Origin of the sequence: Bradyrhizobium sp. BRP19 (assembly GCF_020194195.1) — a bacterium.
Taxonomy (GTDB): Bacteria; Pseudomonadota; Alphaproteobacteria; order Rhizobiales; family Xanthobacteraceae; genus Bradyrhizobium; species Bradyrhizobium yuanmingense.
On sequence record NZ_JADYVZ010000010.1, the window covers coordinates 141,267 to 166,826 of the forward strand.

Annotated in this window: 23 protein-coding genes; 12 read left to right on the plus strand and 11 right to left on the minus strand. The window is 65.9% G+C overall.

The features are described from left to right. The first annotated feature begins 26 nt into the window (after positions 1–26). The 8 genes from I6F36_RS26490 to I6F36_RS26525 all read left to right on the plus strand — a co-directional run bounded on the left by I6F36_RS26490 (position 27) and on the right by I6F36_RS26525 (position 9,217). Positions 27–1,061 carry an ABC transporter permease gene (locus I6F36_RS26490; protein WP_036005288.1) on the plus strand — a complete coding sequence of 345 codons (1,035 nt, stop codon included), beginning with the start codon at positions 27–29 and terminating at the stop codon, positions 1,059–1,061. Beyond that, entirely contained in the window at positions 1,058–1,906 is an 849-nt protein-coding gene (locus I6F36_RS26495; protein ID WP_225172481.1) for an ABC transporter permease, read from the plus strand. Before I6F36_RS26490 ends, I6F36_RS26495 begins: the two co-directional genes overlap by 4 nt. Then, entirely contained in the window at positions 1,903–3,573 is a 1,671-nt protein-coding gene (nikE, locus tag I6F36_RS26500; protein WP_225172482.1) for an ABC transporter ATP-binding protein, read from the plus strand. The genes I6F36_RS26495 and nikE overlap by 4 nt, the downstream gene beginning before the upstream one ends. 150 nt (positions 3,574–3,723) lie before the next feature. Beyond that, positions 3,724–5,328, plus strand: coding sequence for an ABC transporter substrate-binding protein (locus tag I6F36_RS26505; RefSeq protein ID WP_225127728.1), 1,605 nt, complete (start codon positions 3,724–3,726; stop codon positions 5,326–5,328). Positions 5,329–5,345: 17 nt separating this feature from the next. Next, the gene (locus tag I6F36_RS26510) at positions 5,346–6,287 is read left to right on the plus strand and encodes an ABC transporter permease (RefSeq protein ID WP_036023577.1); all 942 of its coding nucleotides are present in this window, start codon (positions 5,346–5,348) and stop codon (positions 6,285–6,287) included. Next, complete coding sequence (locus I6F36_RS26515) at positions 6,284–7,207, plus strand: ABC transporter permease (RefSeq protein ID WP_036005259.1); 924 nt, start codon at positions 6,284–6,286, stop codon at positions 7,205–7,207. The genes I6F36_RS26510 and I6F36_RS26515 overlap by 4 nt, the downstream gene beginning before the upstream one ends. 31 nt (positions 7,208–7,238) lie before the next feature. Beyond that, a complete protein-coding gene (locus tag I6F36_RS26520) occupies positions 7,239–8,228 on the plus strand; it encodes an ABC transporter ATP-binding protein (RefSeq protein ID WP_225128938.1) in 990 nt (329 codons plus the stop codon). Continuing rightward, complete coding sequence (locus tag I6F36_RS26525; protein ID WP_225172483.1) at positions 8,225–9,217, plus strand: ABC transporter ATP-binding protein; 993 nt, start codon at positions 8,225–8,227, stop codon at positions 9,215–9,217. The genes I6F36_RS26520 and I6F36_RS26525 overlap by 4 nt, the downstream gene beginning before the upstream one ends. A 249-nt stretch (positions 9,218–9,466) precedes the next feature. On the opposite strand, the gene I6F36_RS26530 is transcribed toward I6F36_RS26525, so the two are convergent. From I6F36_RS26530 to I6F36_RS26580, 11 genes are all read right to left on the minus strand, one after another. Then, positions 9,467–9,754, minus strand: a complete 288-nt coding sequence (locus tag I6F36_RS26530; RefSeq protein WP_036005205.1) for a YciI family protein — start codon at positions 9,752–9,754, stop codon at positions 9,467–9,469. A 76-nt stretch (positions 9,755–9,830) separates the two neighbouring features. Continuing rightward, positions 9,831–10,805, minus strand: a complete 975-nt coding sequence (locus I6F36_RS26535; protein WP_036005202.1) for a sugar ABC transporter substrate-binding protein — start codon at positions 10,803–10,805, stop codon at positions 9,831–9,833. 41 nt (positions 10,806–10,846) lie between these two features. Continuing rightward, a complete protein-coding gene (locus tag I6F36_RS26540; RefSeq protein ID WP_225172484.1) occupies positions 10,847–11,824 on the minus strand; it encodes an ABC transporter permease in 978 nt (325 codons plus the stop codon). Further along, positions 11,821–12,771 carry an ABC transporter permease gene (locus I6F36_RS26545; protein WP_036023591.1) on the minus strand — a complete coding sequence of 317 codons (951 nt, stop codon included), beginning with the start codon at positions 12,769–12,771 and terminating at the stop codon, positions 11,821–11,823. The genes I6F36_RS26540 and I6F36_RS26545 overlap by 4 nt, the downstream gene beginning before the upstream one ends. Then, a complete protein-coding gene (locus tag I6F36_RS26550) occupies positions 12,764–14,287 on the minus strand; it encodes a sugar ABC transporter ATP-binding protein (protein ID WP_225172485.1) in 1,524 nt (507 codons plus the stop codon). Before I6F36_RS26550 ends, I6F36_RS26545 begins: the two co-directional genes overlap by 8 nt. 10 nt (positions 14,288–14,297) lie before the next feature. Beyond that, the gene (locus I6F36_RS26555; RefSeq protein ID WP_225143868.1) at positions 14,298–15,692 is read right to left on the minus strand and encodes an FAD-linked oxidase C-terminal domain-containing protein; all 1,395 of its coding nucleotides are present in this window, start codon (positions 15,690–15,692) and stop codon (positions 14,298–14,300) included. 55 nt (positions 15,693–15,747) lie between these two features. Continuing rightward, the gene (locus I6F36_RS26560) at positions 15,748–16,632 is read right to left on the minus strand and encodes an intradiol ring-cleavage dioxygenase (RefSeq protein ID WP_225143867.1); all 885 of its coding nucleotides are present in this window, start codon (positions 16,630–16,632) and stop codon (positions 15,748–15,750) included. A gap of 14 nt (positions 16,633–16,646) precedes the next feature. Beyond that, positions 16,647–17,549 carry an NAD(P)-dependent oxidoreductase gene (locus tag I6F36_RS26565; protein WP_225172486.1) on the minus strand — a complete coding sequence of 301 codons (903 nt, stop codon included), beginning with the start codon at positions 17,547–17,549 and terminating at the stop codon, positions 16,647–16,649. A 20-nt stretch (positions 17,550–17,569) separates the two neighbouring features. Continuing rightward, complete coding sequence (locus tag I6F36_RS26570; RefSeq protein WP_036023601.1) at positions 17,570–18,934, minus strand: amidohydrolase family protein; 1,365 nt, start codon at positions 18,932–18,934, stop codon at positions 17,570–17,572. A gap of 4 nt (positions 18,935–18,938) precedes the next feature. Then, positions 18,939–20,018, minus strand: a complete 1,080-nt coding sequence (locus I6F36_RS26575; RefSeq protein ID WP_036005176.1) for a maleylacetate reductase — start codon at positions 20,016–20,018, stop codon at positions 18,939–18,941. Then, positions 20,015–20,338: a Dabb family protein gene (locus I6F36_RS26580; RefSeq protein WP_036005173.1), complete on the minus strand. Its 324-nt coding sequence runs from the start codon at positions 20,336–20,338 to the stop codon at positions 20,015–20,017. The genes I6F36_RS26575 and I6F36_RS26580 overlap by 4 nt, the downstream gene beginning before the upstream one ends. A gap of 107 nt (positions 20,339–20,445) precedes the next feature. Here I6F36_RS26580 and I6F36_RS26585 point away from each other — a divergent pair, with 107 nt between their 5' ends. The 4 genes from I6F36_RS26585 to I6F36_RS26600 all read left to right on the plus strand — a co-directional run bounded on the left by I6F36_RS26585 (position 20,446) and on the right by I6F36_RS26600 (position 25,521). Continuing rightward, positions 20,446–21,369 (plus strand): LysR family transcriptional regulator, encoded by a 924-nt coding sequence (locus I6F36_RS26585; RefSeq protein ID WP_036023604.1) that lies wholly within the window; start codon positions 20,446–20,448, stop codon positions 21,367–21,369. An 11-nt stretch (positions 21,370–21,380) separates the two neighbouring features. Then, on the plus strand, positions 21,381–22,826 hold the full coding sequence (xylB, locus tag I6F36_RS26590) for a xylulokinase (RefSeq protein ID WP_036023606.1): 1,446 nt from the start codon (positions 21,381–21,383) through the stop codon (positions 22,824–22,826). Positions 22,827–22,964: 138 nt separating this feature from the next. Further along, the gene (locus I6F36_RS26595) at positions 22,965–24,488 is read left to right on the plus strand and encodes a sugar ABC transporter ATP-binding protein (protein WP_036023608.1); all 1,524 of its coding nucleotides are present in this window, start codon (positions 22,965–22,967) and stop codon (positions 24,486–24,488) included. Beyond that, positions 24,481–25,521 carry a ribose ABC transporter permease gene (locus I6F36_RS26600; RefSeq protein WP_225128960.1) on the plus strand — a complete coding sequence of 347 codons (1,041 nt, stop codon included), beginning with the start codon at positions 24,481–24,483 and terminating at the stop codon, positions 25,519–25,521. Before I6F36_RS26595 ends, I6F36_RS26600 begins: the two co-directional genes overlap by 8 nt. Positions 25,522–25,560: the final 39 nt, after the last annotated feature.

Here is a 25,560-nt window from a genome sequence, read left to right on the forward strand (position 1 = left end):
TCCGCGGCGAGCAGGGACCCTGAATGGTGACGACCGGTCTTGGTGCAACGATGGTGCGGGCGGGCAGGCGGCTCTTGTCGTCGCTGCCGGCACTGTTCGGTGTGCTGGTCTTCACCTTCCTGTTGATGCGCGTTCTGCCCGGCGACCCCGCGGTGTTCTTCGCCTCGGGACCCAATGCCGGCAAGGAGGAGATCGAGCAGATCCGCAAGCAGATGGGGCTCGACAAATCCGTGCCGGAGCAGCTCGTGTTCTATCTCTCCGACATCGGCCACGGCAATCTCGGCCGCTCGATGATGACGGGACAGCCGGTGCTGAAGGACCTGCGCGAGCGATTGCCGGCCTCGCTCGAGCTCACCTTCACCGCACTGTTGATCGCGCTCATCGCGGCCGTGCCGCTCGGGGTGCTGGCGGCGCTGCGGCCGGGATCAATCATCGATCACGGCGTGCGGCTGTTCTGCGCACTCGGCGTCTGCGTGCCGACCTTCGTCTCGGGCCTGCTCTTGATCTATGTCTTCTATTATCTGTTCGGGCTGGCCCCTGATCCGACCGGTCGGATCGACGTCTTCACCTCGCTGCCGCCGCAGCGCACCGGCTTCCTCTCGATCGACTTCCTGCTCGCCGGCGACGTCGAGGGCTGGTGGGCGGCCTGCAGGCAGTTGATCCTGCCGGCGGTGAGCATGGCGCTGTTCGTGATCGCGCCGCTGGCGCGGATCACGCGGGCCTCGATGCTGGTCTCGCTCGGCAGCGATTTCGTGCGCACTGCGCGCTCGGTCGGATTGTCCTGGCGCAAGGTGGTCGTCACCTATGCGCTCCGCAATGCGATCCTGCCCGTCATCACCATCGCCGGCATCGTGTTCTCGACCATGCTGGGCGCCAACGTGCTGGTGGAGAAAGTGTTCTCCTGGCCGGGCGTGGCCTCCTATGCGCTCGACGCGTTGCTGTCCTCCGACTATGCGCCGGTGCAGGGTTTCGTGCTGCTGATGGCCAGCCTGTTCGTGCTGGTCAATCTCGTCGTGGACATCTGCTACGGCATCGCCGATCCCAGGGTGTCGATCGAATGACCAGCGCCACACTTCGCCATACGGTCTGGATCCTGCGCGGCAATCCGCTCACGGCGGTGGCCGCGGCCGGGGTGACGCTGTTCGTCCTGGTCGCGATCTTCGGACCCTGGATCGTGCCCTACGATCCCGTGGCCTCGAACGTGTCGCAGGCCCTGCTGCCGCCGAGCGCGGCGCACATCGCCGGCACGGACCAGCTCGGCCGCGACGTGTTCAGCCGTCTCATCATCGCTGCACGGCTCGACCTTGCCATCGCAGTCTCCGCGGTCGGAATCTCGTTCGTGATCGGGGCCGTCGTCGGCGCGTTCTGCGGCTATGCCGGCGGACGGCTCGATCGCGCCGTCGGCCGCTTCGTCGACGTGATGATGGCCTTTCCGTTGTTCGTGCTGGCGATGGCGATGGTCGCCGCGCTCGGCAACCGGATCGAGAACATCGTGATCGCGACCGCGATCATCAATCTTCCGTTCTACATCCGCTTCGCACGGGCCGAGGTCAACGTCCGCCGCAATGTCGGCTGGGTCGAGGCCGCGCGCGCCTGCGGCGAGAGCCATTTCTCGGTGGTGCTGCGCTTCCTGCTGCCGAACATCCTGCCCGCAATGGCTGTGCAGATCTCGCTCAATCTCGGCTGGGCCATTCTCAATGCCGCCGGCCTGTCGTTCATCGGTCTCGGCGTCAAGCCGCCGACGCCGGAATGGGGCATCATGGTCGCGGAAGGGGCGCGCTTCATCTCGACCGGACGCTGGTGGCTGGTGGCCTTTCCGGGCCTTGCGCTGATGCTGGCGGTGCTGTGCTTCAACCTCCTCGGCGACGGGATGCGGGACATTCTCGATCCGCGGATGCGCACATGAGCGAGGACCTGCTCAGGATCGACGACCTCCACGTCGCGTTCTCGACGCGGCGGGGCATGGTCGAGGCCGTGCGCGGCGTCACGCTCACGGTGAAGGCCGGCGAGATGCTCGGCCTCGTCGGCGAGAGCGGCTCGGGCAAGTCGGTCACCGGCTTTGCGACGACGCGGCTGCTCGATGCAGCCGGCCGCGTCACCGGCGGCAAGATTCTGTTCCGTGGGCAGGACGTCACCAAGCTCCGCGGCGATGATCTGCGACAGCTGCAGGGCGCCGCGATGTCGATGATCTTCCAGAATCCGCGGGCGGCGCTCAATCCGATCCGCGCGATCGGCCTGCAGATCGCGGACGCGATCCTCACCCACAAGCGTATCTCGAAAGAGGCCGCGCGTGCCGAGGCGCTGGACCTGCTGCGCGCCGTCCAGATCCGCGATCCCGAGGCGCGGATGAACGCCTATCCGCACGAGCTTTCCGGCGGCATGTGCCAGCGCGTCATGATCGCGATCGCGATCTCCTGCAATCCCGCGCTGCTCATCGCGGACGAGCCGACCACCGGGCTCGACGTCACGACGCAGAAGGTGGTGATGGATCTTCTGGCGGACGTTGCCGCCGCGCGAGGCATGGCCACGATCCTGATCACGCACGACCTCGGCCTTGCGGCGCGCTATTGCCGCCGCATCGCCGTGATGGAGCGCGGCCGCATCGTCGAGGAGGCGAGCCCCGGCATTCTCTTCAGCGCGCCGCAGCACGCCTATACGAGGCGCCTGGTTGCGGCGTCGCCGACGGCGACGTCACGGATCGAAGATCTCGTGACGGAGGAGGACAGAGAGCGTTACGCCAACGTCGTCACCAGACCCAGGCAGGAGCGAGCGCACGGCACGCCGCCGCTCCTGGAAGTGCGCAAGCTCGCCAAGCGTTTCGATCAGGGCTCTGCTGCGGTTGCCGACTTCTCGATGACGATGGCGGGCGGCGAGAGTGTCGGGCTGGTTGGCGAGTCCGGCTCGGGCAAGAGCACGACCTCGCGCATGATCTGCCGCCTGATCGATCCGAGCGAGGGCGACATCGTGTTCGACGGGCAGTCGATCGGGCACGTGGCGGCGCGCGATTTCCACCGCTCGCCGTTGCGCAAAGACATCCAGATGGTCTTTCAGGACCCGAACGAGAGCCTCAACCCGCGCTTCACGGCGTTCGATTGCATCGCCCATCCCTTGATGCGGCTCGACGGCATGCGCGCGGGCGAGGCCCTGCGCAAACGGGTGGAAGAATGCGCCGAGCGGGTCGGACTGCCGCTCGATCTGTTGCCGCGGTTTCCGCATCAGCTCTCCGGCGGGCAGAAGGCCCGCGTCGGCATCGCCCGCGCCATCGCCTGCCGGCCGCGGCTGCTGGTGCTGGACGAGCCGACCGCCGCGCTCGACGTCTCGGTGCAGGCGGTGGTGCTGCAACTGCTCGATCGCCTCAGGTGCGAGAATGACATTGCGCTGCTGTTCGTCAGCCACGATCTCAACGTCGTGCGCATGCTGTGCGACCGCACCATCGTGCTGCGCAACGGCGGCATCGTGGAGCAGGGCGAGAGCCGGGCGTTGTTTGATAATCCAAAGACCGACTACACGCGCAAACTGGTCGAGGCGATCCCGCATATCGAGACCGGGCCGACGCTGGCGGCCGCTCTGTGAGCCCCGAACTCGCATTCCTGGACCGCCAAATGGCGAGATCCCGCTGGCGAAGCCGCATTTAGTGGCATACCATTTGCTTGCAAATGGGCTCGGTTTCACTTGCCCTTTGCCAATGAACAGCTGGCATCACGGCATTTCTGGGAGGACTTCATGGATCGCAGAACGGTATTGAAGGGACTGGCTGGCGCGGGCAGCCTGGCGTTGACGGGTGGCCTGTCGGCCCCGGCGATCGCCCAGGGTGCGGCGGCGCGCACCCTGCGATTCGTGCCCCAGGCCAATCTCGCCAATTTCGACCCGATCTGGGGCACGCAATATGTCGTGCGCAATGCCGCCGCGATGGTCTGGGACACGCTCTACGGCATCGATTCCTCGTTCCGGCCGCAGCGGCAGATGGTCGAGTCCGAGGAAGTGACCGACGACGGCACCACCTGGACGTTCAAGCTGCGGCCCGGCCTCAAATTCCACGATGGCGAGCCGGTGCTCAGCAAGGACGTCGTGGCAAGCCTGACGCGCTGGTCGGCGCGCGATCCGATGGGCCTGATGATCAAGGCGCTCCAGCAGGAGCTCACGGCCGTCGACGACCGCACCTTCAAATGGGTGCTGAAGCAGCCTTTCCCGAAATTGCTCTATGCGCTCGGCAAGAACAATTCGCCTTGCAGCTTCATCATGCCGGAGCGCATCGCGCAGACCGATCCGTTCAAGCAAATTTCCGAATATATCGGCTCCGGTCCGCTGAAGTTCGCCAAGAGCGAGTGGGTCCCCGGTGCGAAAGCCGTGTTCGAGAAATTCGCCGACTATTCACCGCGGCAGGAGAAGGCGTCCTGGCTTGCTGGCGGCAAGCAGGTGATGGTCGACCGCGTCGAGTGGGTGATCATGCCGGATCCGGCAACCGCGGCGGCCGCGTTGCAGAACGGCGAGATCGACTGGTGGGAGAACCCGATCGCGGATCTCGTTCCGGTTCTGAAGAAGAACAAGAATATCAGCGTCGATATCGGCGATCCCCTCGGCAATATCGGCTCGTTCCGCATGAACTTCCTCTATCCGCCGTTCAATGACGTCAAGGCGCGGCGTGCGGTGCTGATGGCGCTCAGCCAGGAAGACTACATGCGCGCGATCGTCGGCGACGATAATTCGCTGTGGAAGCCGCTGCCCGGCTACTTCACGCCGGATACGCCGCTCTACACCGAAGTGGGCGGCGAGATCCTGAAGGGCAAGCGCGATCTGGACGCCGCCAAGAAGCTGCTCGCCGAGAGCGGCTATTCCGGCCAGCCGGTGACGTGCCTCGTCGCGCAGGACCAGCCAATCACCAAGGCGATGGGCGACGTCACCGCCGATCTTCTCAAGAAGCTCGGCATGAATGTCGACTTCGTCGCAACCGATTGGGGCACGGTCGGCTCCCGCCGCGCGCAGAAGACACCTCCGGGACAGGGCGGCTGGAACATGTTCCACACCTGGCACGCAGGCGCGGATTGCGTCAATCCGGCTCCCTACACCGCCATCCGTGCTAACGGCGACAAGGCCTGGTTCGGCTGGCCCACCAGCGCGGCCACCGAAAAGGAGGTCGCCTCGTGGTTCGAGGCCAAGAACGTCGACGAGGAGAAGGCCGCCATGGGCCGCCTCAACAAGGCGGCGATCGATGACGTCGTCTACGCGCCCACGGGCTTCTTCCTGAGCTACACCGCGTGGCGCAAGAACGTCTCCGGCGTTGCTAAGGGACCGCTGCCTTTCTTTTGGGGCGTGTCGAAGTCCGCATGATCGTGCGCTGAGGCCAGATGCTCTCCTACATCCTCCGTCGCATCGTCGCGACCTTGCCAGTCATGGCCATCGTCGCGCTGTTCGTGTTCAGCCTGCTCTACATCGCGCCCGGCGATCCGGCCGTGGTGATCGCGGGCGATCAGGCAAGCCCGGAGGATGTGGAGCGCATCCGCCAGAGCCTCGGGCTGGACCGGCCCTTCCTGGTCCAGTTCGGAGGCTGGGTCTGGCGCATCCTGCACGGCGATCTCGGCACCTCGATCTTCACCAACCTGCCGGTCTCGGCGATGATCGGGCAGCGTCTCGGACCGACGCTGTCGCTGATGATCGTCACGCTGCTGCTGACGATCGTGGTGGCGGTGCCGCTCGGCGTGGTGGCGGCATGGAAGGCCGGCAGCCTGATCGATCGCGTCATCATGGGCTTTGCCGTGTTCGGATTCTCGCTGCCGGTCTTCGTGGTCGGCTACATGCTCGCCTACATCTTCGCGCTGGAGCTGGAATGGCTGCCGGTGCAGGGCTACACGCCGCTGGCCCAGGGTTTCTGGCCATGGCTGGAAAACCTGATCCTGCCGGCGATCGCGCTCGGCTGCGTCTACATCGCGCTGGTCGCCCGCATCACGCGGGCAGCCATGCTCGAAGTGCTGCAGCAGGACTATATCCGCACCGCCAAGGCCAAGGGCCTCGGGCAGGGCGGCATCCTGTTCATTCACGCCCTGAAGAACGCGGCGGTGCCGATCGTCACCGTGATCGGGATCGGCATCGCGCTCCTGATCGGCGGCGCGGTCGTCACCGAGAGCGTGTTCGCGATCCCCGGCCTCGGCCGCCTCACCATCGATGCCATCCTGCGCCGTGACTATCCGGTGATCCAGGGCATCGTGCTGCTGTTCAGCTTCGTCTACGTCCTCGTCAATCTGATGATTGACGTCGTCTACACGCTCGTTGACCCGAGGATCCGCTATTGACCGACACCACCGTTAATCCGCATTCGCTTCCGGCCGGCCTCGTCCTTGCACCGCAGCTGCCCGAGATCCTGCGGCCGGTCAGGATACGGCGCGGCTTCGTCGGCCTCCTGCGCGGCCATCCGACGGTCGCGATCGGCGGCGCGCTGCTGCTCATGCTGGTGCTGATCGCGGTCTTTGCGCCGTACCTCGGCACGGTCGATCCGACCGCGCTTGCGCCCGCCAAGCGCACCCGCGCGCCGTCGGCCGATTTCTGGTTCGGCACCGACGTGCTCGGCCGCGACATCTATTCGCGCGTGCTGTTCGGCGCGCGGGTCTCGCTCACGGTCGGCCTGTCGGTCGCGATCTGCGCCTCGGCGATCGGCCTTGCCATCGGCATGGTCTCCGGCTTCATCCGCTGGGCCGACGGCATCCTGATGCGGTTCATGGACGGGCTGATGTCGATCCCGCCGATCCTGCTCGCCATCGCGCTGATGGCGCTGACGCGCGGCAGCGTCGGCAACGTCATCCTGGCGATCACCATCGCCGAGATCCCGCGCGTCTCGCGCCTCGTCCGCAGCGTCGTGCTGTCCTTGCGCGAACAGCCCTATGTGGACGCGGCGGTGGCCTGCGGCACCCGCACGCCGATGATCATCCTGCGTCATATCCTGCCCAACACGGTCGCGCCAATGCTGGTCCAGGCGACTTACATCTGCGCCAGCGCCATGATCACGGAGGCGATCCTGTCCTTTATCGGCGCCGGCACGCCGCCGACCATCCCGTCCTGGGGCAACATCATGGCCGAAGGCCGCGCGCTTTGGCAGGTCAAGCCCTACATCGTGTTCTTCCCGGCAGCGTTCCTGTCCGTCACCGTGCTCGCCGTGAATCTGCTCGGCGACGGCCTTCGCGATGCGCTCGACCCGCGCATGGCCAAGAGTCTGTGATGTTGGCTGTGATGGATCGAGGCTGATCGCGATGGCTTTGCTCGAAGTCGAGAACCTCCAGACCCATTTCCGTACGCCCGGCGGCATCAACCGTGCGGTCGATGGCGTCTCCTTCCACGTCAACGAGGGCGAGACGCTCGCCATCGTCGGCGAGTCCGGCTGCGGCAAGTCGGTGACGTCGATGTCCCTGATGCGGTTGATTCCGGAGCCGCCGGGACGGATCGCAGGCAGCATCCGCTTCGCGGGCAGGGATATCCTGAAACTGTCCGACCGCGAGATGCGCGCGATCCGCGGCAACGACATCTCGATGATCTTCCAGGAACCGATGACGAGCCTGAACCCGGTGCTGACCGTTGGCCGTCAGATCCGCGAGACCTTGATGATCCATCAGGGCCTCGACAAGCAGGCGGCGGAGGCGCACGCGGTCGAGATGCTGACGCTGGTCGGCATTCCCGAGCCGAAACGGCGCGTCGGCGAATATCCGCACCAGCTGTCCGGCGGCATGCGCCAGCGCGTGATGATCGCGGTTGCCTTGGCCTGCAATCCCAAGCTTCTCATTGCGGACGAGCCGACCACCGCGCTCGACGTGACGATCCAGGCGCAGATCCTCAAGCTGATGCTGGATCTCAAGCGCCGGGTCGGCGCCGCCATCATCCTGATCACCCACGATCTCGGCGTCGTCGCCGAGATCGCCGAGCGTGTCATGGTGATGTATGCCGGCCGCAAGGTCGAGGAGGCGCCGGTGGCCGAGCTGTTCCGTTCCCCGCGCCATCCCTATACGCAGGGCCTGTTAGGCGCGGTGCCGAAGCTCGGCTCTTCGCTTGCGGGCACCGCGACGCGGCTCGCCGAGATTCCCGGGCAGGTGCCTGATCTGCGCAAGCCGATCACGGGCTGCGTCTTTGCCGGGCGCTGTGCGCTCGCGACCGATCTGTGCCGCCAGTATGCGCCGGGGCTGGAAGAGAAGGGCCCCCGCCACATCGCTGCGTGCCATTACGCCGCCAAGGGAGCGATCGCGGCATGAGTGTTCCGCTGCTCCACGTCAACGACCTCAAGAAGCACTTTCCGATCAACAAGGGCCTCTTCGGACGGCAAACCGAATTCGTCTACGCGGTGGACGGCGTCTCCTTCGAGATCGCGCGCGGCGAGACGCTGTCCCTGGTCGGCGAGTCCGGCTGCGGAAAATCGACGGTCGGCCGCGCCATCCTGCGACTGTTCGAGATCACCTCGGGCCAGGTCATCCTCGATGGCCAGAGGATCGACGACGCAGCACCTGGCACGATGCGCCAGATGCGCCGCCGCGTGCAGGTCGTGTTCCAGGACCCGTTCTCCAGCCTCAATCCGCGCATGCGTGTGCGCGACATTCTCGCCGAGCCGATCCGCAATTTCGGCCTCGCCAAGTCCGCAGAGGATCTCGAGGTCCGTGTCACATCACTGATGGACACGGTGCGCCTGCCGCGCGAGGCGCTGAACCGCAGGCCGCACGAATTCTCCGGCGGCCAGCGTCAGCGCATCGGCATTGCGCGGGCGCTGGCTGCCGAGCCCGAGCTGATCGTCTGCGACGAGGCGGTCTCCGCGCTGGACGTTTCGGTCAAGGCGCAGATCGTCAATCTACTGCAGGATCTGCAGCGCGAGTTCGGGCTCGCGCTGCTCTTCATCAGCCACGATCTTGCCATCGTCGAGCACATGACCCATCGCGTCGCCGTGATGTATCTCGGCAAGATCGTCGAGGTGGCTCCGCGCCGCGAGATCTTTGCCGCGCCAAGGCATCCCTACACCAAGGCGCTGCTTTCGGCCGTGCCGCTGCCGGAGCCCGGAGCCCAGCGCAATCCCATCATCCTCAAGGGCGACGTGCCGAGCCCGATCAATCCGCCGAAGGGATGCCGCTTTCACACCCGTTGCCCGTTCGTGTTCGATCGTTGCCGGACCGAGGAGCCGACGCTGCGCGCGGCCGGAGCCGAGCAGTGGGTGGCGTGTCACCTGGAAGAGGCTGCGCCGGCAGTCAGCGGTTAAGGACCTGACTCCAGTCCGCGTCGCACACCGCGCCGACGCTGGGCAGGTGCCTGGATGGCGGGCGCAACTGACATCGGGTGATGATTACATTATGCCCCTGTTTTGCCCGACGAGTCAAAATCCACCGCCGATCCGGGTTGGCATTGGCCTCGGATGCGAGGTCGCGCGGTGCATCGGAAATTCGTAAGCGAAAACAAGCCCCGTTCTACTGTGCATGGGGTTGTTTTCGCACTTTGTCGTGGCGGACCCTCAACCCTGCCGGCGCAGGAAGCCGGTGATCGTCACCTTGTCCCAGATGCCGGCCGCGGCAAACGGATCGGCGCGATTGAAGGCCTCGACCTCGCTACGGCTAGGGGCCTCGATCAGGAACAGGCTGCCGATCATGGTCTGGCCGTCGTCGGAGACGAGCGGACCGGACATCACGATCTTGACGCCGAAGCGCGAGGTGTCGCTGAGGAAAGCCTTGTGGGCATCGTAATTGGCGAGCCGGGTCGGCAACGCGCCGGTGCGGTCGAGGGCGTGAATGGCGAACAGCATGCTGTCTCCGTTTCTTGGCTTCATTCTTGGGACGGCCGCAGGCTGCGGCCGTCCGGTCTTGATGTGGGGGGATGGCCTACTTCGCGCTGAGCTTGCCGGCGTCCTCGAAGGTGGGGCAGGTCCGCTGCTCCAGCGGCACGTCGAACGGCCCGTAATTGTCCTTGGTGATCACCGTCGGCTTCAGCACGATCTCGCTGATGACAGGCTGGCCCCGCAAGGAGCGGATCGCCATCATGGTGCCGAGGCAGCCTTGCGCAAAGCCGTTGTAGTCGCCGCTCGCCAGCAGCTTGCCGGACTTGATCGCGTCGATCGCCTCCTTGGTGCCGTTGATGCCGATCACCTGCGCCTTGCGGTTGGCGCCGTCGAGCGCCTCGATCGCGCCGACCGCCATGGCATCGTTGGCCGCCAGCACGCCGTCGATCTGTGAATTCGACTGCATCAAATTCTCCATGACCTGAAGCGCCTGCAGCCGCTGGTAGTTGCCGGGCTGCGAGGCCAGCAGCTTGGCGCCGGGCGCTTCCTTCAGCGCGTCGTTGAAGCCGCGGACGCGGTCGACATTGGTCAGCGAGCCCTTGACGCCTTCGATGATGACGATGTTGCCCTTGCCGCCGAGCGTCTTCAGCAGGAAGCGCGCGGTCTCCAGCCCAAGGCTGTAATCGTCGGCGCCGACGAAGGACAGGAACTTGCCGCCGGCCGAACGGTCGGTGATGTTGACGACCGGGATCTTGGCTTCGTTGATCTTCTCGACCCCGGGGACCATCGCCTTGTAGTCGACCGGCGTGAACACGATCGCGCTCGGCTTCTTCACCACGACGTCCTCGATCTGGCTGAGCTGCTCGGGGATCGAGTCCGGCTTGGTCGGGATGTACTGCAGCGTCTTCGCGTTCAGCACCTTCGCCATGTTGTCGGCGCCGACCCGCACCGTCTGGAAGAACGGATTGGTCTGGTTCTTGGTGAAGACGGCGATGGTCTCGCCGTCGGCACGTGCCGCAGTGGTGAGCGCGGTCGCCATCAGCAGCGGCAGCGCCACATAGCCAATTGTCTTTCTCATATTGCCTCCATCCCTCATTTTGCTTGTTGGATTGCTGGAACTCATTGCGCGCGGCGGCGGGTCTTCATGTCGAGCCAGACCGCGAGAATGACGATGACGCCGGTGACGAGCGGCTGCCAATTGGCGCTGACCGCGAGCAGGTTCATGCCGTTCAGCACCAGGGTCAGGATCAGCGCGCCGATGAAGGTGCCGAACACGGTGCCGACGCCGCCGAACAGCGAGGTGCCCCCGATCAGAACGGCCGCGATCGCCGGCAGCGTCAGGCTCTCGCCGATATCGGCCTCGGCCGAATTGAGCCGCGACAGGAAGATGATCGAGGCAAGTCCCGCCATGGTGCCTGAGACCGCGTAGACCAGCAGCAGGCGGCGTGCGACGGGAATGCCTGATAGTCGTGCGGCGACAGGATTGGCGCCGATCGCGTAGATCTCCTGGCCCCAGACCGTGCGCTGCGCGAAGAACGTCCCGATGCCGAGGAACACCAGGAGCAGGTAGACCGGAATGGGCAGGCCGAACAGATAGCCGCTGCCGACCTGGCGGAAGCCGGCCGGGAAGCCGTGCAGGGTCTCGCCCGCCATGTACCAATAGGTGAGGCCGTTCAGCACCCAGAGCATGCCGTAGGTGGCGATGAAGGAGGGGATGCGGAGCGCCGTGACCATGACGCCGTTGATCAGGCCGACGAGCCCGCCGCAGGCAAGTCCGGTGAGGATGCCGAGCGCAGGCGAACCGGTCGTGTGGATCACGGTACCGGCGAGGCAGGCGGACAGCGCGACATTGGCGCCGACGGAGAGATCGAGGCCTGCGGTCAGCACCACCAGCGTCAGGCCGGAGGCGATGAAGAAGGTCAAGCTTGCCTGCCTCAGCACGTTGAGGATGTTGCCGAGGCTCAGGAAGGAATCGCTGAGCACGGCCAGCACCGCGCAGATCAGGAAAGCCGCGAGCAGGCGATAGAATAGCTGGACCGCGTCCTGCGACAGGAAAGAGCGGGGCGGCGCCATGGCGCCCTTGGTGATGTCGGTCATGTGCGGCTCCTGAGGCCGTCGAGGAACAGGGCAACGATGACGAGCACGCCGACGCTGGCGACCTGCACCGAGGAGGGGAGCGAGATCAGGTTCAGGCCGTTGCGCAACACGCCGACGGAAAGGACCCCGAGCAGCGTACCGAGTAGCCAGCCATTGCCCCGCTCGAACGAGGTGCCGCCGACGGCGACGGCCGCGATGGCATCGAATTCCAGGCCGAGGCCGGCGGTGGGATGGCCGGAGTTCATGCGTGCGGTCATCAACAGGCCTGCGATTCCGGCCATGGCGCCACCGATCGCGTAGACCGCGATCAGCAGCCTGTTGGGCGAGAGCCCGGCATAGCGCAGCGCCTCGCGGTTGCCGCCGAGGGCGAAGATGTAGGTGCCGAAGCGGGTGTGATAGAGCAGGCCGTGAAAGGTCGCATATGTCACCAGCGCCATCACGATCGGCACGGGAATGCCGAGCAGCGTCGCCGAATAGATGTCGCGCACGCTGTGGGGAATGCCGACCACGCTCTGGCCGTCGCTGACGATCAGCGACAGGCCCTGCGCCATGCCGAGCGTGCCGAGCGTCGCGACGAAGGGCGGTATGCCGAGAATCGCGACCAGCCAGCCGTTGGCGAGGCCGAAGGCGGTGCCGACCAGAAGGCCGGCGCCGAGGCCCAGCAGCATCGACTTGGTCGCAAGCGACACGATCGCGACGCAGAGCGAGGTCAGCGTCAGCACCGCGCCCATCGACAGGTCCAGCCCCTCCGTCATGATGATCAGGGTCATCGGCAGCGCGAGCATGGTCAGGATGGTCGACTGCACCAGCACGTTGGAGAGGTTGGCGACCGACAGGAAGCCGGGCGCGATCACGCTGAACAGCGCGATCAGTAGCACCAGCACCATGGCAACGCCGGGAATGCGCTGCAGCGGATTGGGTTGAGCGACGACCGCGACCTCACGCATGATGCATCCCCAATCGCACGATGTTCTCCTCGGTCAATTCGTTGCGTGACAAATGTCCCGCGATGCGCCCCTCGCGCATCACATAGGCGCGGTCGCAGACATGGCAGATCTCGACCTGCTCGGACGAGATCATCAGGGCCGCGGCGCCGTCCGCGACGAGGCGGTCGATCAGCGCGAAGATCTCCGACTTGGCGCCGATATCGATGCCGCGCGTCGGCTCGTCGAAGATGAAGAGCTTCGAGCCGGCTGCCAGCCATTTGCCGATCACGACTTTCTGTTGGTTGCCGCCCGAGAGCAGTCCGACGGTCTGGCGTGCGCTTGGTGTCGCGATGCGGAGCTGCCGGATCAGGCCGTCGGCGGTACGCTGGGCCGAGCGTTGGTCGAACAGCCCGCTCGGGAACAGTCTTCTCAGCGCCGACACCACCAGATTGTCGCTGACGGATCGCAGCAGCGCGAGGCCTTCGCTCTTGCGGCTCTCCGGGATCAGCGCGATGCCGCGGCGGGCGGCGAGATCCGGCTCGCCGGAAATGCTCTTGCCGTCGAAGATGATCTCGCCCGAGGTCACGGGATCGGCGCCGAAGATGGCGCGGGCGACCTCGCTGCGGCCGGAGCCGACCAGGCCGCACAGCCCGACGATCTCGCCCCGGCGCACCTCGATGTTGATGTCGGAGATGCCGGTCGACGCGCTCAGGCCCTTGACCTGGAGCAGCACCTCGCCGGGCTTGTCGGCGAAATGGCGCGGATAGGTCATGTCGATGTTGCGGCCGACCATCATGCGCACCAGCTGGTCCGGCGTGACGTCGGCGGGCCGGACGCCGTCGATGCGGCGGCCGTCGCGCAGCACGGTGATGCGATCGCCGAGCGCGAACACCTCGGCCATGCGGTGCGAGATATAGACGATGGACACGCCGTCGGTCTTCAGCCGCGCGATGAGCGCGAACAGGAGCTCGGTCTCGCGGTCGGACAGCGCCGCGGTCGGCTCGTCCATGACGAGGATGCGGGCGTTCTGGCTGATCGCCTTGGCGATCTCGACCATCTGCTGCTGGGCGACGCCGAGCTTGTCGACGGTGGTGGCGGGATCGATGTCGAAGCCGATGGTGTCGAGCACGCGCCTTGCGTCAGCCAATATCCTGCGGCGGTCGATGGTGCCGGGAATGCGGCCCTTCGGCTCGCGTCCCAAGAAGATGTTCTGGGCGATGTCGAGATGGGGGACCAGCGAGAATTCCTGGAAGATCACGGCGATGCCGAGCTTCTGCGCATCCGCGGTGGAATTGATCGCGACCTTCTCGCCCTTGTAGTAGAATTCGCCGGCGTCGGCGCGATAGGCGCCGCACAGCACTTTCATCAGGCTCGACTTGCCGGCGCCGTTCTCGCCCAGCAGCATATGGACCTCGCCGGGGTAGACGGCGAAGGACACGTCGTCGAGCGCCTTGACGCCGGGAAACTCCTTGCTGATGCCGCGCAGCTCCAGCAGCGGCGTGGGTGAGGTGACCTCGATCGGGAGCGCGTCGCTCATGGCTTGTTGCTCATGTTGTGGCTCTGCCAGAAAAGATCTTTCCGGGGTTCATCAATCCGTCGGGATCGAGCGCCGCCTTGATCGATCGCATCACGTCCACGGCCTCGCCGAGCTCGTCGGTGAGATAGTCGATCTTGCCGAGCCCGATGCCGTGCTCGCCGGTGCAGGTGCCGTCCATGGCGATGGCGCGCGCGACCATGCGGGCCTGCAGCGCCTTGGCGCCCTCGACCTCCTCCGGTCGTGTCGGGTCGATCAGGATCAGCATGTGGAAATTGCCGTCGCCGACATGGCCGACGATCGGCGCGGTGAAGCCGTGCTCGTCAGAGTCGCGACGCGTCTCGATCAGGCATTCCGCCAGACGCGAGATCGGCACGCAGACGTCGGTGATCACAGCGCGCGCGCCGGGCCGCAAGCCAAGGCCGGCGTACAGGGTGTTGTCGCGGGCATGCCAGAGCCGGCTGCGGTCTTCCTGCGCCTTAGCCCAGGCAAAGCCATGGCCGCCATGCTCGGCCGCGATCGCCTGCGCGGCTTCGGCCTGCTCGGCGACGGAAGTCTCTGAGCCATGGAATTCGAAGAACAGGGTGGGAGCCTCGCGATAGCCGAGCTTTGCGTAGGCATTGATGCCGCGCATCATGACATCGTCGAGCAGCTCGATGCGGGCCACGGGGATCGCGGACTGGATCACGGAGATCGCGGTGTCCACCGCATCGTGCAGGGTGTCGAAGCTGCAGACTGCCGCCGAGATCGCCTGCGGCACCGGGTGTACCTTCAGCGTGATCTCCGTGATGACGCCGAGCGTGCCTTCCGCACCGACGAACATGCGCGTCAGGTCGTAGCCGGCCGCCGATTTCCGCGCGCGCCGGGCGGTACGGATCACGCGGCCGTCGGCCAGGACGACCTCGAGCGCCATGACATTGTCCTTCATGGTACCGTAGCGCACCGCCATCGTGCCCGAGGCGCGCGTCGACGTCATGCCGCCGATCGAGGCATCGGCGCCCGGATCGATCGGGAAGAACAAGCCGGTGTTGCGCAGCTCCGCATTGAGCTGCTTGCGCGTGATGCCGGGCTGCACCACGACGTCCATGTCGCTGTCGTGCAGGCTGAGCACCTTGTTCATGCGCGCGAAGTCGAAGCAGACGCCGCCGGCGACCGCGGCCGCATTGCCTTCGAGCGAGGTCCCGGCGCCGAACGGGACGATCGGCATGCCCGCGCCGGCGCAGAGCTTGACGATTTCAGCGACCTCCTGCGTCGTCTCAGGGAAGACGACGATGTCCGGCGGCAGGCTGCGATAATGCGACTCGCTCTGCCCATGCTGATCGAGCACGCCGCGCGCGACGCTCGCGCGCGGTCCGATCATGCCGGCGAGGCGCTCGGCCAATATGTCCGTGCTGACCCGCGGTCCCATCCGTAAGCTCCCGTTTGCTCCCTGTCTCCGGACTCTTGTTGGTCCGTCGTTCAGCTTAAGCGGCTCTTGCGTTGCTCGCGAGCTGCTTCAGGCCGAAGTCATAGTTGAGATGAAAATAGTCGCGCTCCACCATGCGACCATCCGGCGCACGGCCGGCGGGATGACGGACGAACTCCCGGATCAGGCTGTCCTTGACGCCGAACACCACGTCGCTGTCGAGATATTGGTCGCCGGCAACGAACACGTGCGTAACTAGCTGCTCGAAACCTGGCGCTGAGATCATGAAGTGCACGTGCGCCGGGCGCCAGGGATGGCGTCCCTGCACCTCCAGCATCTCGCCGACCGGTCCATCATGCGGAATCGGGTAGGCGGCCGGCTTGATCGACCAGAAATGGAAGCGGCCGTTGGCGTCGGTATGGAAGCGGGCGCGCATCGCGAGATCGCCGATCTTGTCGAGCTGCTGCACGTCGTAATAGCCGTCGTCGTCGGAATGCCAGACGTCCACGATCGCGCCGGCGAGCGGCTTTCCGTCCACGGTCGAGACCGAGCCGGTGACCAGCATGGGATCGCCATCCATCGGCCCGGAGATGTCAGCGCCGCTGTCCTTCTCGGGCGCAGCCTGGACGAAGAAGGGGCCGAGCACCGTGGTCTCGGTCGCGCCTTCGGGCACCGGATGGTTGATGGCATCGACCAGCATGGAGACGCCAAGCGTGTCCGAGAGCAAGATGAATTCTTGGCGCTTGTCGTTGCACATGTGCCCGGTGCGGGTCAGGAAATCGATGCCGAACTCCCATTCGTTCTGGGTGGGCCGCACCTCGCGGACGAAGGCGTGCAAGTGCCGCACCAGCGCTTCGCTCACCTGCTTGATGCGCGGGTCGGTCGCGCCCGCGATCCGCTCCAGCACCGCATCCGTGATCGTATTTTCGTTGAAGTTACGCATGTGTATCTCCGCGATCAGGGTTTTGGTTCGCCGAGGCCGGACAGCCGTTCGAGATGCTTGACGGTCGCGATGAAGTCGGTATCGCCGTCGCCCTGCGCGACCAGCGCGCCATAGGTCTCGCGCACTTGGGCGGCGAGCTGCAGCGGCACGCCGACGGCATGGCCGGCGCCCAGGATCAGGTCGAGATCCTTGGCCATCTGCTTGCAGGAGAAGGTGGACTCGAAATCGCGGGTCCGCAGCGGCGCGGTCTTGTACTTGACCATGGGCGAAGCGACCGCGCTGTCGTCGAGCACCTTCAAGATGTCCTGCCAGGCGATGCCGCCCTTGCGCGCCAGCGCCAGGCTCTCCGCCATCATTGCCGCCGACACCGCGATCATCAGGTTGACCGAGAGTTTTGCATAGCGCGCTTCCTCGGCGGAGCCGAGATAGGTCTGAGCGCGGGTGAAAGCTGCGAACAGCGGCTTGGCGCTCTCGAAGGCGTGCTTCGGCCCCGAGACGAAGCAGGTCAGCGCCCCCGTGTGCACGATGCTGGCATTGCCGGAAACCGGCGCGCGCAGATAGGCAATGCCACGCGCCTGCGCGGCGGCTGCAACCTCAGCCGAGGCGTCGACACTCACGGTGCTGGTTTCGATCAAGACGGCACCGGGCGCCATCGCGGCGATCAGGCCGGCGGAGCCGAGCAATGCGCCGCGCAAAGCGGCGTCGTCGGGCAGGGACGTGATCACGGCGGCCTTGCCGCGCACGGCCTCGGCCGGCGAAGCGGCAATCGCAATGCCCTGCGCGCGTGCCTCGTGGATGCGCGCCGCGCTCTGGTCGAACGCGGTAACGGCAAAGCCCGCCTTGGCGACGAGCACCGACATCGGCAGGCCCATCTTGCCGATCCCGATGAAACCAACTGTTTTCAGAGCGTCAGTCATTGTTCTTGTCCATTGGCGCCTCAGGCGGCGCGTCCCTGTCGTTCAATATCCTGCACCAGCCGCCGGCCGGATTGCGCCAGCAGCTCCTTCTTCGTCTCGAGTCCCTCGACCAATAGCCGCCCGTTCTGCTTCTTCCAGGCACCGCCGATCATGACGGCCTCGATGTTGGCGAGGCTCGTCTGCATCACGACGGTTGCGACGGGATCATGCACTGGATGGAGATTGAGGTCGGAGGCGTTGATGATCACGAGGTCGGCGAGCTTGCCCGGCGTCAGCGAGCCGATCTGGTGCTCGCGGCCGAGCATGCGGGCGCCTTCCGTCGTGATCCAGCGCAGCGCTTCGCGCACGGGAATCGTGGTCGTCGCCGGAATGGCGCCACTTGCTTTGCGCGATTCCACATTGTCCAGTGCCCGCTGCATCGACAGCGCAACGCGCGCGGCGGAGAGGAGATCGCCGGCCAGCACGGACTCCAGGTCGATGCCGATGGTCGGCCGCACGCCGCGCTTCAGAAGGCGGCCGGTGATCGGAAAGCCATGGCCCTGGATCATCTCGTTCTCGGGCGTCACCGAGAACGATACGCCGAGATCGACGAGACGATCGAGCAGATCATCCGGCAGATCGTTGCCGTGGACGATGTTAATGCCGGGGCCGACGAGGCCGGCCTCGAGCAGCTTCTCCCAGCCGCCGGGCGTCTTGGCCGGACCGCCGCCCTGATGCATCGATGCGATCAGCTTCAGCTCCCGCGCCAGGCGGAAATCGTGCATGGCGACGTCGAGCGTCGAATAATGCGGACCGAGGATGGCGAGCCCGAGCGTGACGAGGCCGTCGCGGTCGGCGAGGGGCCCGGCCAGCAGCCGCTCGACCTCACGGCGCGGATGCGGCACTTCCGAGAAATGCGGCTCGCCCGGCTTCGGCTCGGGCTTCGGTGAGCCGTGGAAGAACGCGGCGCAGACGCCGCTTTCGATCAGGCCGCGCACGGCGGCGTCGGTATGATCCGGCGTCGGGTTGTTGTGGCACCAATCGACCAGCGTGGTGACGCCGTGATTGATCTGGTTCAGCGCGCCGACGAGGGTTGCGATGTAGATATCGTCGGGCCGGAACACGGTGGCGAGGCCCGCATGCATGCGGCGGAAATATTCCAGCAGCGTCCAGTTCGCGGCAAAGCCGCGCAAGCCGGTCTGCCAAGTGTGCATATGTGCGTTGATCAGGCCGGGAATGACGATGCGGCCCGTGCCGTCGACGACCGCCGTGTCGGCCGCAGCGTCGATCGACGGGCGCACCTCGGCGATCCGGCTGCCCTCGACCAGCACATCGCCGGTCGAGAGATCGCCGATCGCGTCATCCATGCTGATGACGGTGGCGGATCTGATCAGGGTGCGCCGCATCGCTTCAAGCTACCGCTTTGATGGCGCCGGGTGGCTCGCCGGTCCAGGCGCGCGCGATCAACTCGCGAATGGCGCCTCGTTCGAGCGGCCGCGGATTCCAGTAGGCATTCGTGACTGCGAGGTCAGCCGCCTTGTCGATCCCGCCCTCGGGCATGCCGACGTCGCGTAGCGCGACCTTCGCACCCAGCCGTTTCGCAAGTTCGAAAAGCCCCCGAGCTGCATCGGCTGCCCCGATCGCGCGCGCGATCCGCACCATCGCGTCGGGCACGGCCGGCGCGTTGTAGGCCAGCGCATGCGGCAGCACGATGGTGTGCGTTTCGGCGTGCGGCAGGTCGAAAGTGCCGCCGAGCGTGTGACAGAGCTTGTGATGCAACGCCATGCCGACCGTGCCGAGGCAGACACCGCACAGCCAGGCGCCATAGAGCGCCTCGGTGCGGGCCTCGCGATCGTCGCTCTTCGCGGCAATGGCGGGCAGGGCGCGCGCCAGCGCGCGGATGCCTTCTTCGGCCATCAGCGAGGTGACAGGATTGGCATCGCGCGCGTAAAGCGCCTCGACGGCATGGGCGATCGCGTTGATGCCGGAGGTTGCGGCGAGGCTCGCCGGCAGCGTCAGCGTCAGGTCGACGTCGTAGATCACGGTCTCCGGCAGCACGGCTGCATCGCGCACCGTGGTCTTCAGTCCGTTCTCGGTCTGGCCGACGATCGGCGTCATCTCCGAGCCGGCATAGGTGGTGGGAATGCAGAGCTGGTTGACGCCGGTGCGCAAGGCCAAGGCCTTGCCGAGCCCGGTGGTCGAGCCGCCGCCGAGCGAAACGACGCAATCGGCTTCGCATGCCTTCATTGCCGCGAGCGCGCGTTCCGTGACCTCGACCGGCGTGTGCATGGTGGCGCCGGAAAAGATGCCGGCATAGAGCGGGCCGAGCGCGGCTCCCAAGCTCTTGCCTTGTGCCTCCTGCTGCGGCGTCGTCAGCACCAGCGCACGCTTGCCGCCGAGCCGCTCGACCTCGGCCTTGGCTGAGGCAAGCGTGCCGCTGCCGAACACGACGCGGCAGGGCAGGTTTTCGAAGGTGAACGAGCCGATCATGCGCCGGTCTCTTTGATGGGATAATCGACCTGGAAGCGCCCGATCCGCAAGTCGCCCAGCGCCTCGCGCACGCGCAGATGCTCCGGGTGGTTGGCATAGGCGGCGAGCGCCGCCTGGTCGGTGAATTCGGAGAACAGCACCACGTCGCAGGCATAATCAACCGCGCTGACGTCCATGCCGACTTCGATATGGGTGAGGCCGTCGATCCGGCCCTTGAGGCCCTCGAACAGGGTCTTGACCTTGAGCCGGGCGGCCGAGCGCTCCTCAGGGCTCTCCCCGCGCAGTCGCCACATCACGATGTGCCTGATCGGGCCCGACATTTCCTGATTTCCTCGCCTGCAATGGTGCTTTGTTGGCGCCATTTTGCCTTGCAGAAAACGGAAATAAAGGTCAAAATTTGTAAGTCTCTTTTCCTTATTTCGTAAAAATGGACCGGCTGCTTCAACTCGAGGTGTTCTCCAAAACCGCTGAGCTCGGCAGCCTTTCCAAGGCCGCCGAAATCCTGCGGATGTCGAACGCCGCTGCGAGCCGCCATCTCAGTGCGCTGGAGGAGCGGCTTGCGGTCCGGCTGATCGAGCGCAACACGCGCCGGCAATGGCTGACCGAAGCGGGACAGGAACTGCTGCAGCGGTGCAGCACGCTTCTGAACGAGCTCGCCGAGGCTGAGGACGCCGTCTCCGACCGCGCGCTGTCGCCGAAGGGCATGCTGCGCGTGACGAGCTCGCTCTCCTTTGCGATGATCTACCTCGCACCGATGCTGCCAGCCTTCCGTGCGCTCTATCCTGATCTCAGCGTGCAGATCATCAGCGCGAACCGCTACCTCGACTTCATCGAAGCCGGCATTGACGTTGCGATTCGTACCCGCGAGCACGAACCGGATTCCAACATCATCGTCCGGCGCATCGGGCAAATGCACCGCGTGCTCGCGGCCGCTCCGTCCTATCTGGAGAAGCACGGCCGGCCCGAGCATCCCGCCGATCTCGCCCGGCACAACATGCTGATCTACAATCTCGCCAATGATCCCTATTCGCTACGGCTGAGCCAGGGCAGCACGACGCAGACGATCCGGATCGCGCCGACGCTCGACAGCAACGACGGCCAGATCATCTGTGGTGCGGCGCGCGCGGGGCTCGGCATCCTGATCCAGCCGCTCTATATCGTGCAGGGCGATATCGCGGCTGGGCGGCTGGTGCCTGTCCTGAGCGATTGGCAGCTGCCGTTGCTCACCATGAACATCGCCTATCAGAACCGCGTCAGGCTGCCTGCCAAGATCAGGGTGTTCTCCGACTTCCTCGTCAGCTACATCCGGGAGCATTCAGAGCCGGGGATCTGGATCGACGCGGCGAAGTGAGCGGAAGCAGCATGTATCTCGGCATCGATCTCGGCACGTCGGCGGTCAAGACGGTTCTCGTCGATGATGCCCAGCGCGTGATCGCAAGCGAGAGCCGGTCGCTCGCGACCGTCTCGCCGCAACCGGGCTATTCCGAGCAGGATCCGGCGCAGTGGATCGATGCGACCTTCGCCACGCTGGATGCTCTCAAGGCGTCGCATGCCGATGCGTTAGCAGCGGTCGCAGGCATCGGGCTGTCCGGCCAGATGCATGGCGCCACGCTGCTCGATGCAAGCTTGAGGCCGCTGCGGCCCTGCATCCTCTGGAACGACGGACGCTCTGCGACTGAGTGCCGTGTCCTGGAGCAACGCTGGCCCGCCTTGCGCGAGGTGACGGGCAACAAGGCGATGCCGGGCTTCACCGCGCCAAAACTGCTCTGGATCGCCGCGCACGAGCCCGAGATCTTCGCGGCGACGAAACTCGTTCTTCTGCCAAAGGCCTATCTGCGACTGGTGCTATCGGGCGAGGCTGTCGAGGACGTCTCGGATGCCTCGGGATCCCTATGGCTCGACGTTGCGCGCCGCGATTGGTCGGACGCCGCGCTGGCAGCGAGCGGCTTGTCGCGCGAGCACATGCCGCGCCTGGTCGAGGGATGCGCGCCCGCAACCACGCTGCGCAGCGAACTCGCGCGGCGCTGGGGGATGATCAGGCAGCCGGTGATCGCGGGTGGGGCCGGCGACAATCCCGCGGGCGCCATCGGCATCGGCGCAATCCGGCCGGGAGCCGCTTTCGTGTCGCTGGGAACCTCGGGTGCGCTCATGGTCCCGACCGACCGGATCGCCGCCAATCCCGACCGTGTCGTGCACACGTTCTGCCACGCCATTCCAGGGATGTGGATTCAGGCCGGCGCGATCCTCTCGGCCGCTTCCTGCCTTGCCTGGCTCGCGCGCCTGTTCGGCGCCGCCGAGGCCGAGCTGCTGGCGCCGCTTGGAGCACGACCGCAGGCGCCGTCGCCCGTGAGCTTCCTGCCTTACCTCGCCGGTGAGCGGACGCCGCACGACGATCCCGTTGTGCGCGGCATGCTGGATGGCCTGAGCCATGGCACCGATCGCGCGGCGATCGTGCAGGCGGTGCTCGAAGGCGTTACCTTCGCGCTTGCCGATTGCCGCGATGCGCTCGCGGATGCCGGCATCGGGATTGCGGAGGCCGACGTGATTGGCGGCGGTTCACGCTCTACCTTCTGGCTCTCGGTGCTGGCGAACGTGCTGAGCATTCCGATCCATCGCTTTGCCGGAGGTGAAACCGGCGCCGCGTTCGGTGCGGCGAGATTGGGGCGGCTTGCTGTCACGGGTGAGGCAATCGGTGACGTATGCATGCAGCCGCAGCGCATCGAAACATTCGAGCCCGACGCTGCACTGGTCGATGCCTACGCTGAACGGCTTCCCGCCTGGCGCGACCTGTATCGGCCGCGCCACTAGCTGGCCCAATCTGGTTTGCATACTTCGGTATATTCGCCTTCGGTATTGCCCTGCGTCACCCGCTTTTGTTTAATGACCAAACCGCGTTGCCGAGAAACGAGACGCGGGTGGGAAACGCATTGTGCGCCGGGAGGCACGATGAACGATCCGATCCTCGAGATGCGCGGGGTCTCGAAGACCTTCTTCGGCATCAAGGCGCTGCGGGCCGTCGATCTCACCGTCTATCCCGGCGAAATTCACGCCCTGATGGGTGAGAACGGCGCCGGCAAGTCGACGCTGATGAAGATCCTGTCCGGCGCCTACCGGCCCGACGCGGGCGGCGAGATCCGCATCGAGGGCAGGGCGGTGCGGATCGAAGGCCCGCTCGGCGGCCGCGCGGCGGGCATCTCCATCATCTACCAGGAGCTGTCGCTCGCTCCCAATCTCAGCGTTGCCGAGAACATCTATCTGGGACGGGAGATATCGCGGTCAGGCTTGCTGGCGCGCGGCACAATGCGCGAGGGCGTCGGCCCGATCCTGAAGCGCCTGGGCGCGGACTTCCTGCCCTCGACGCTGGTGGCGCATCTGTCCATGGGGCAGCGGCAGCTGGTCGAGATCGCCCGTGCGCTGCACGTCAGATCGAAAATCCTCATCATGGACGAGCCGACCACCTCGTTGTCGGCCGCCGAAAGTGAGCGGCTGTTCGCGTTGATCCGCCAGCTTCGCGCCGAGGGCCTTGCCATCATCTACATCTCGCATCGCATGGACGAGGTCTATGCGCTCGGCGATCGCGTCACCGTGCTGCGCGACGGCCGCCTGGTCGGCTCGCTCGACAAGCCCGAGATCCGCGCCGACACCATCGTGCGCTTGATGGTCGGTCGCGACGTCTCCTCGTTCTACAAGAAGGACCATGATCCGGAGGCGGGGCGGGGGCATCCCGTGCTCGCGGCGATCGACATGGCCGATGGCGGGCGCGTCAAGGGCTGCTCCCTCACCGTGCATGCGGGTGAGGTGGTCGGCCTCGCCGGCCTGATCGGCGCCGGTCGCACCGAGCTTGCGCATCTCATCATCGGCGCGTCGCCAAAAACCTCCGGCCGGCTCGAGCTGGAGGGGCGTCCGGTCGAGATCCGCACGCCGGGCGAGGCGCTCGAGGCCGGCATTGCCTATCTGACCGAAGACAGGAAAGCGCTCGGCCTGTTTCTCGACATGTCGTGTCTGGACAACATCAACCTCGCCGTGCTCGGCCGCGATGCGAAGCTCGGCTGGTTTCTCGATCGCGACAAGGCCCGCGAGCGCGCCGACCGCGCCTTTGCCGGCCTCAGCATCCGCGCCGCGAATGCCGGCGTTCCCGCCGGCGGCCTGTCAGGGGGCAACCAGCAGAAGGTGCTGCTGTCGCGACTGCTCGCCATCGCGCCGAAGGTCCTCATTCTCGACGAGCCGACGCGCGGCGTCGATGTCGGTGCCAAGTCGGAAATCTATTCGATCATCGACAATCTCGCCAAGGCCGGCACCGCGATCCTCGTCATCTCGTCCGATCTGCCCGAGATCATCGGCATCTGCGACCGCGTCATCGTGATGCGTGCCGGGCACATTGCCGGCGAGGTCAGCCGCGGTCCGAATTCGCCGCTTGCGCAGGAAGACATCATGGGGCTTGCCACGGGGATGGAGCATCTCGATGCCTGACAATGGTGCTGCGGAGGCAAAGCCGGCATCGACGACGACCAATGGCGCTGCCGCGGAGACAAGACGCCAGCGGATGAGGATGCTGATCAGCGCGCTCGGCATGTTGCCGGTGCTGCTGATCCTCTGCATCGGCTTCAACGTGCTGTCGGAAGGCCGCTTCTTCACCGGACAAAATCTCGGCATCGTATTGCAGCAGGCCGCGGTGAACACCGTGCTCGCCGCCGGCATGACCTTCGTCATCCTCACCGGCGGCATCGACCTGTCGGTCGGCTCGATCCTGGCGGCCTCCGCGATGGCGGGTTTGACGCTCTCCAAGATGCCGGAGCTCGGAATGCTGTGGCTGCCGGCCGCACTGCTCACCGGCCTCGTCTTCGGCATCGTCAACGGCGCGCTGATTGCGCTGCTGCGCCTGCCGCCCTTCATCGTCACGCTCGGCTCGCTCACCGCGGTGCGCGGCCTGGCGCGGCTGCTCGGGGCCGACACCACCGTGTTCAATCCCTCCATTCCCTATGCCTTCATCGGCAACGGCTCGTTGACGCTCATTCCCGGAGTCGCGTCGATCCCATGGCTCTCAGTAATCGCCTTGCTCGTCATTCTCGTCTCCTGGCTGGTGCTGCGCCGGACCGTGCTCGGCGTGCATATCTATGCCGTGGGCGGAAACGAGAGCGCAGCGCGGCTTGCCGGCATCAAGGTCTGGGCCGTCCTGATCTTCGTCTACGGCATCTCCGGACTTTTCGCCGGGCTCGGCGGCGCCATGCAGGCGGCGCGGCTCTACGCAGCCAACGGACTCCAGCTCGGCCAGTCCTATGAGCTCGATGCAATCACCGCGGTGATCCTCGGCGGTACCTCGTTCGTCGGCGGCATCGGCTCGATCTGGGGCACGCTGGTCGGTGCGCTCATCATCGCCGTGCTCTCGAACGGGCTCATCCTGATCGGTGTCTCCGACATCTGGCAATATGTGATCAAGGGCCTGGTGATCATCGGTGCCGTGGCGCTGGACCGCTACCGGCTGCAAGGCTCCGCGAGAACGTGAAAGGTCTGGCGCGCAACGGCGTGCGCATGGCTTGAGACG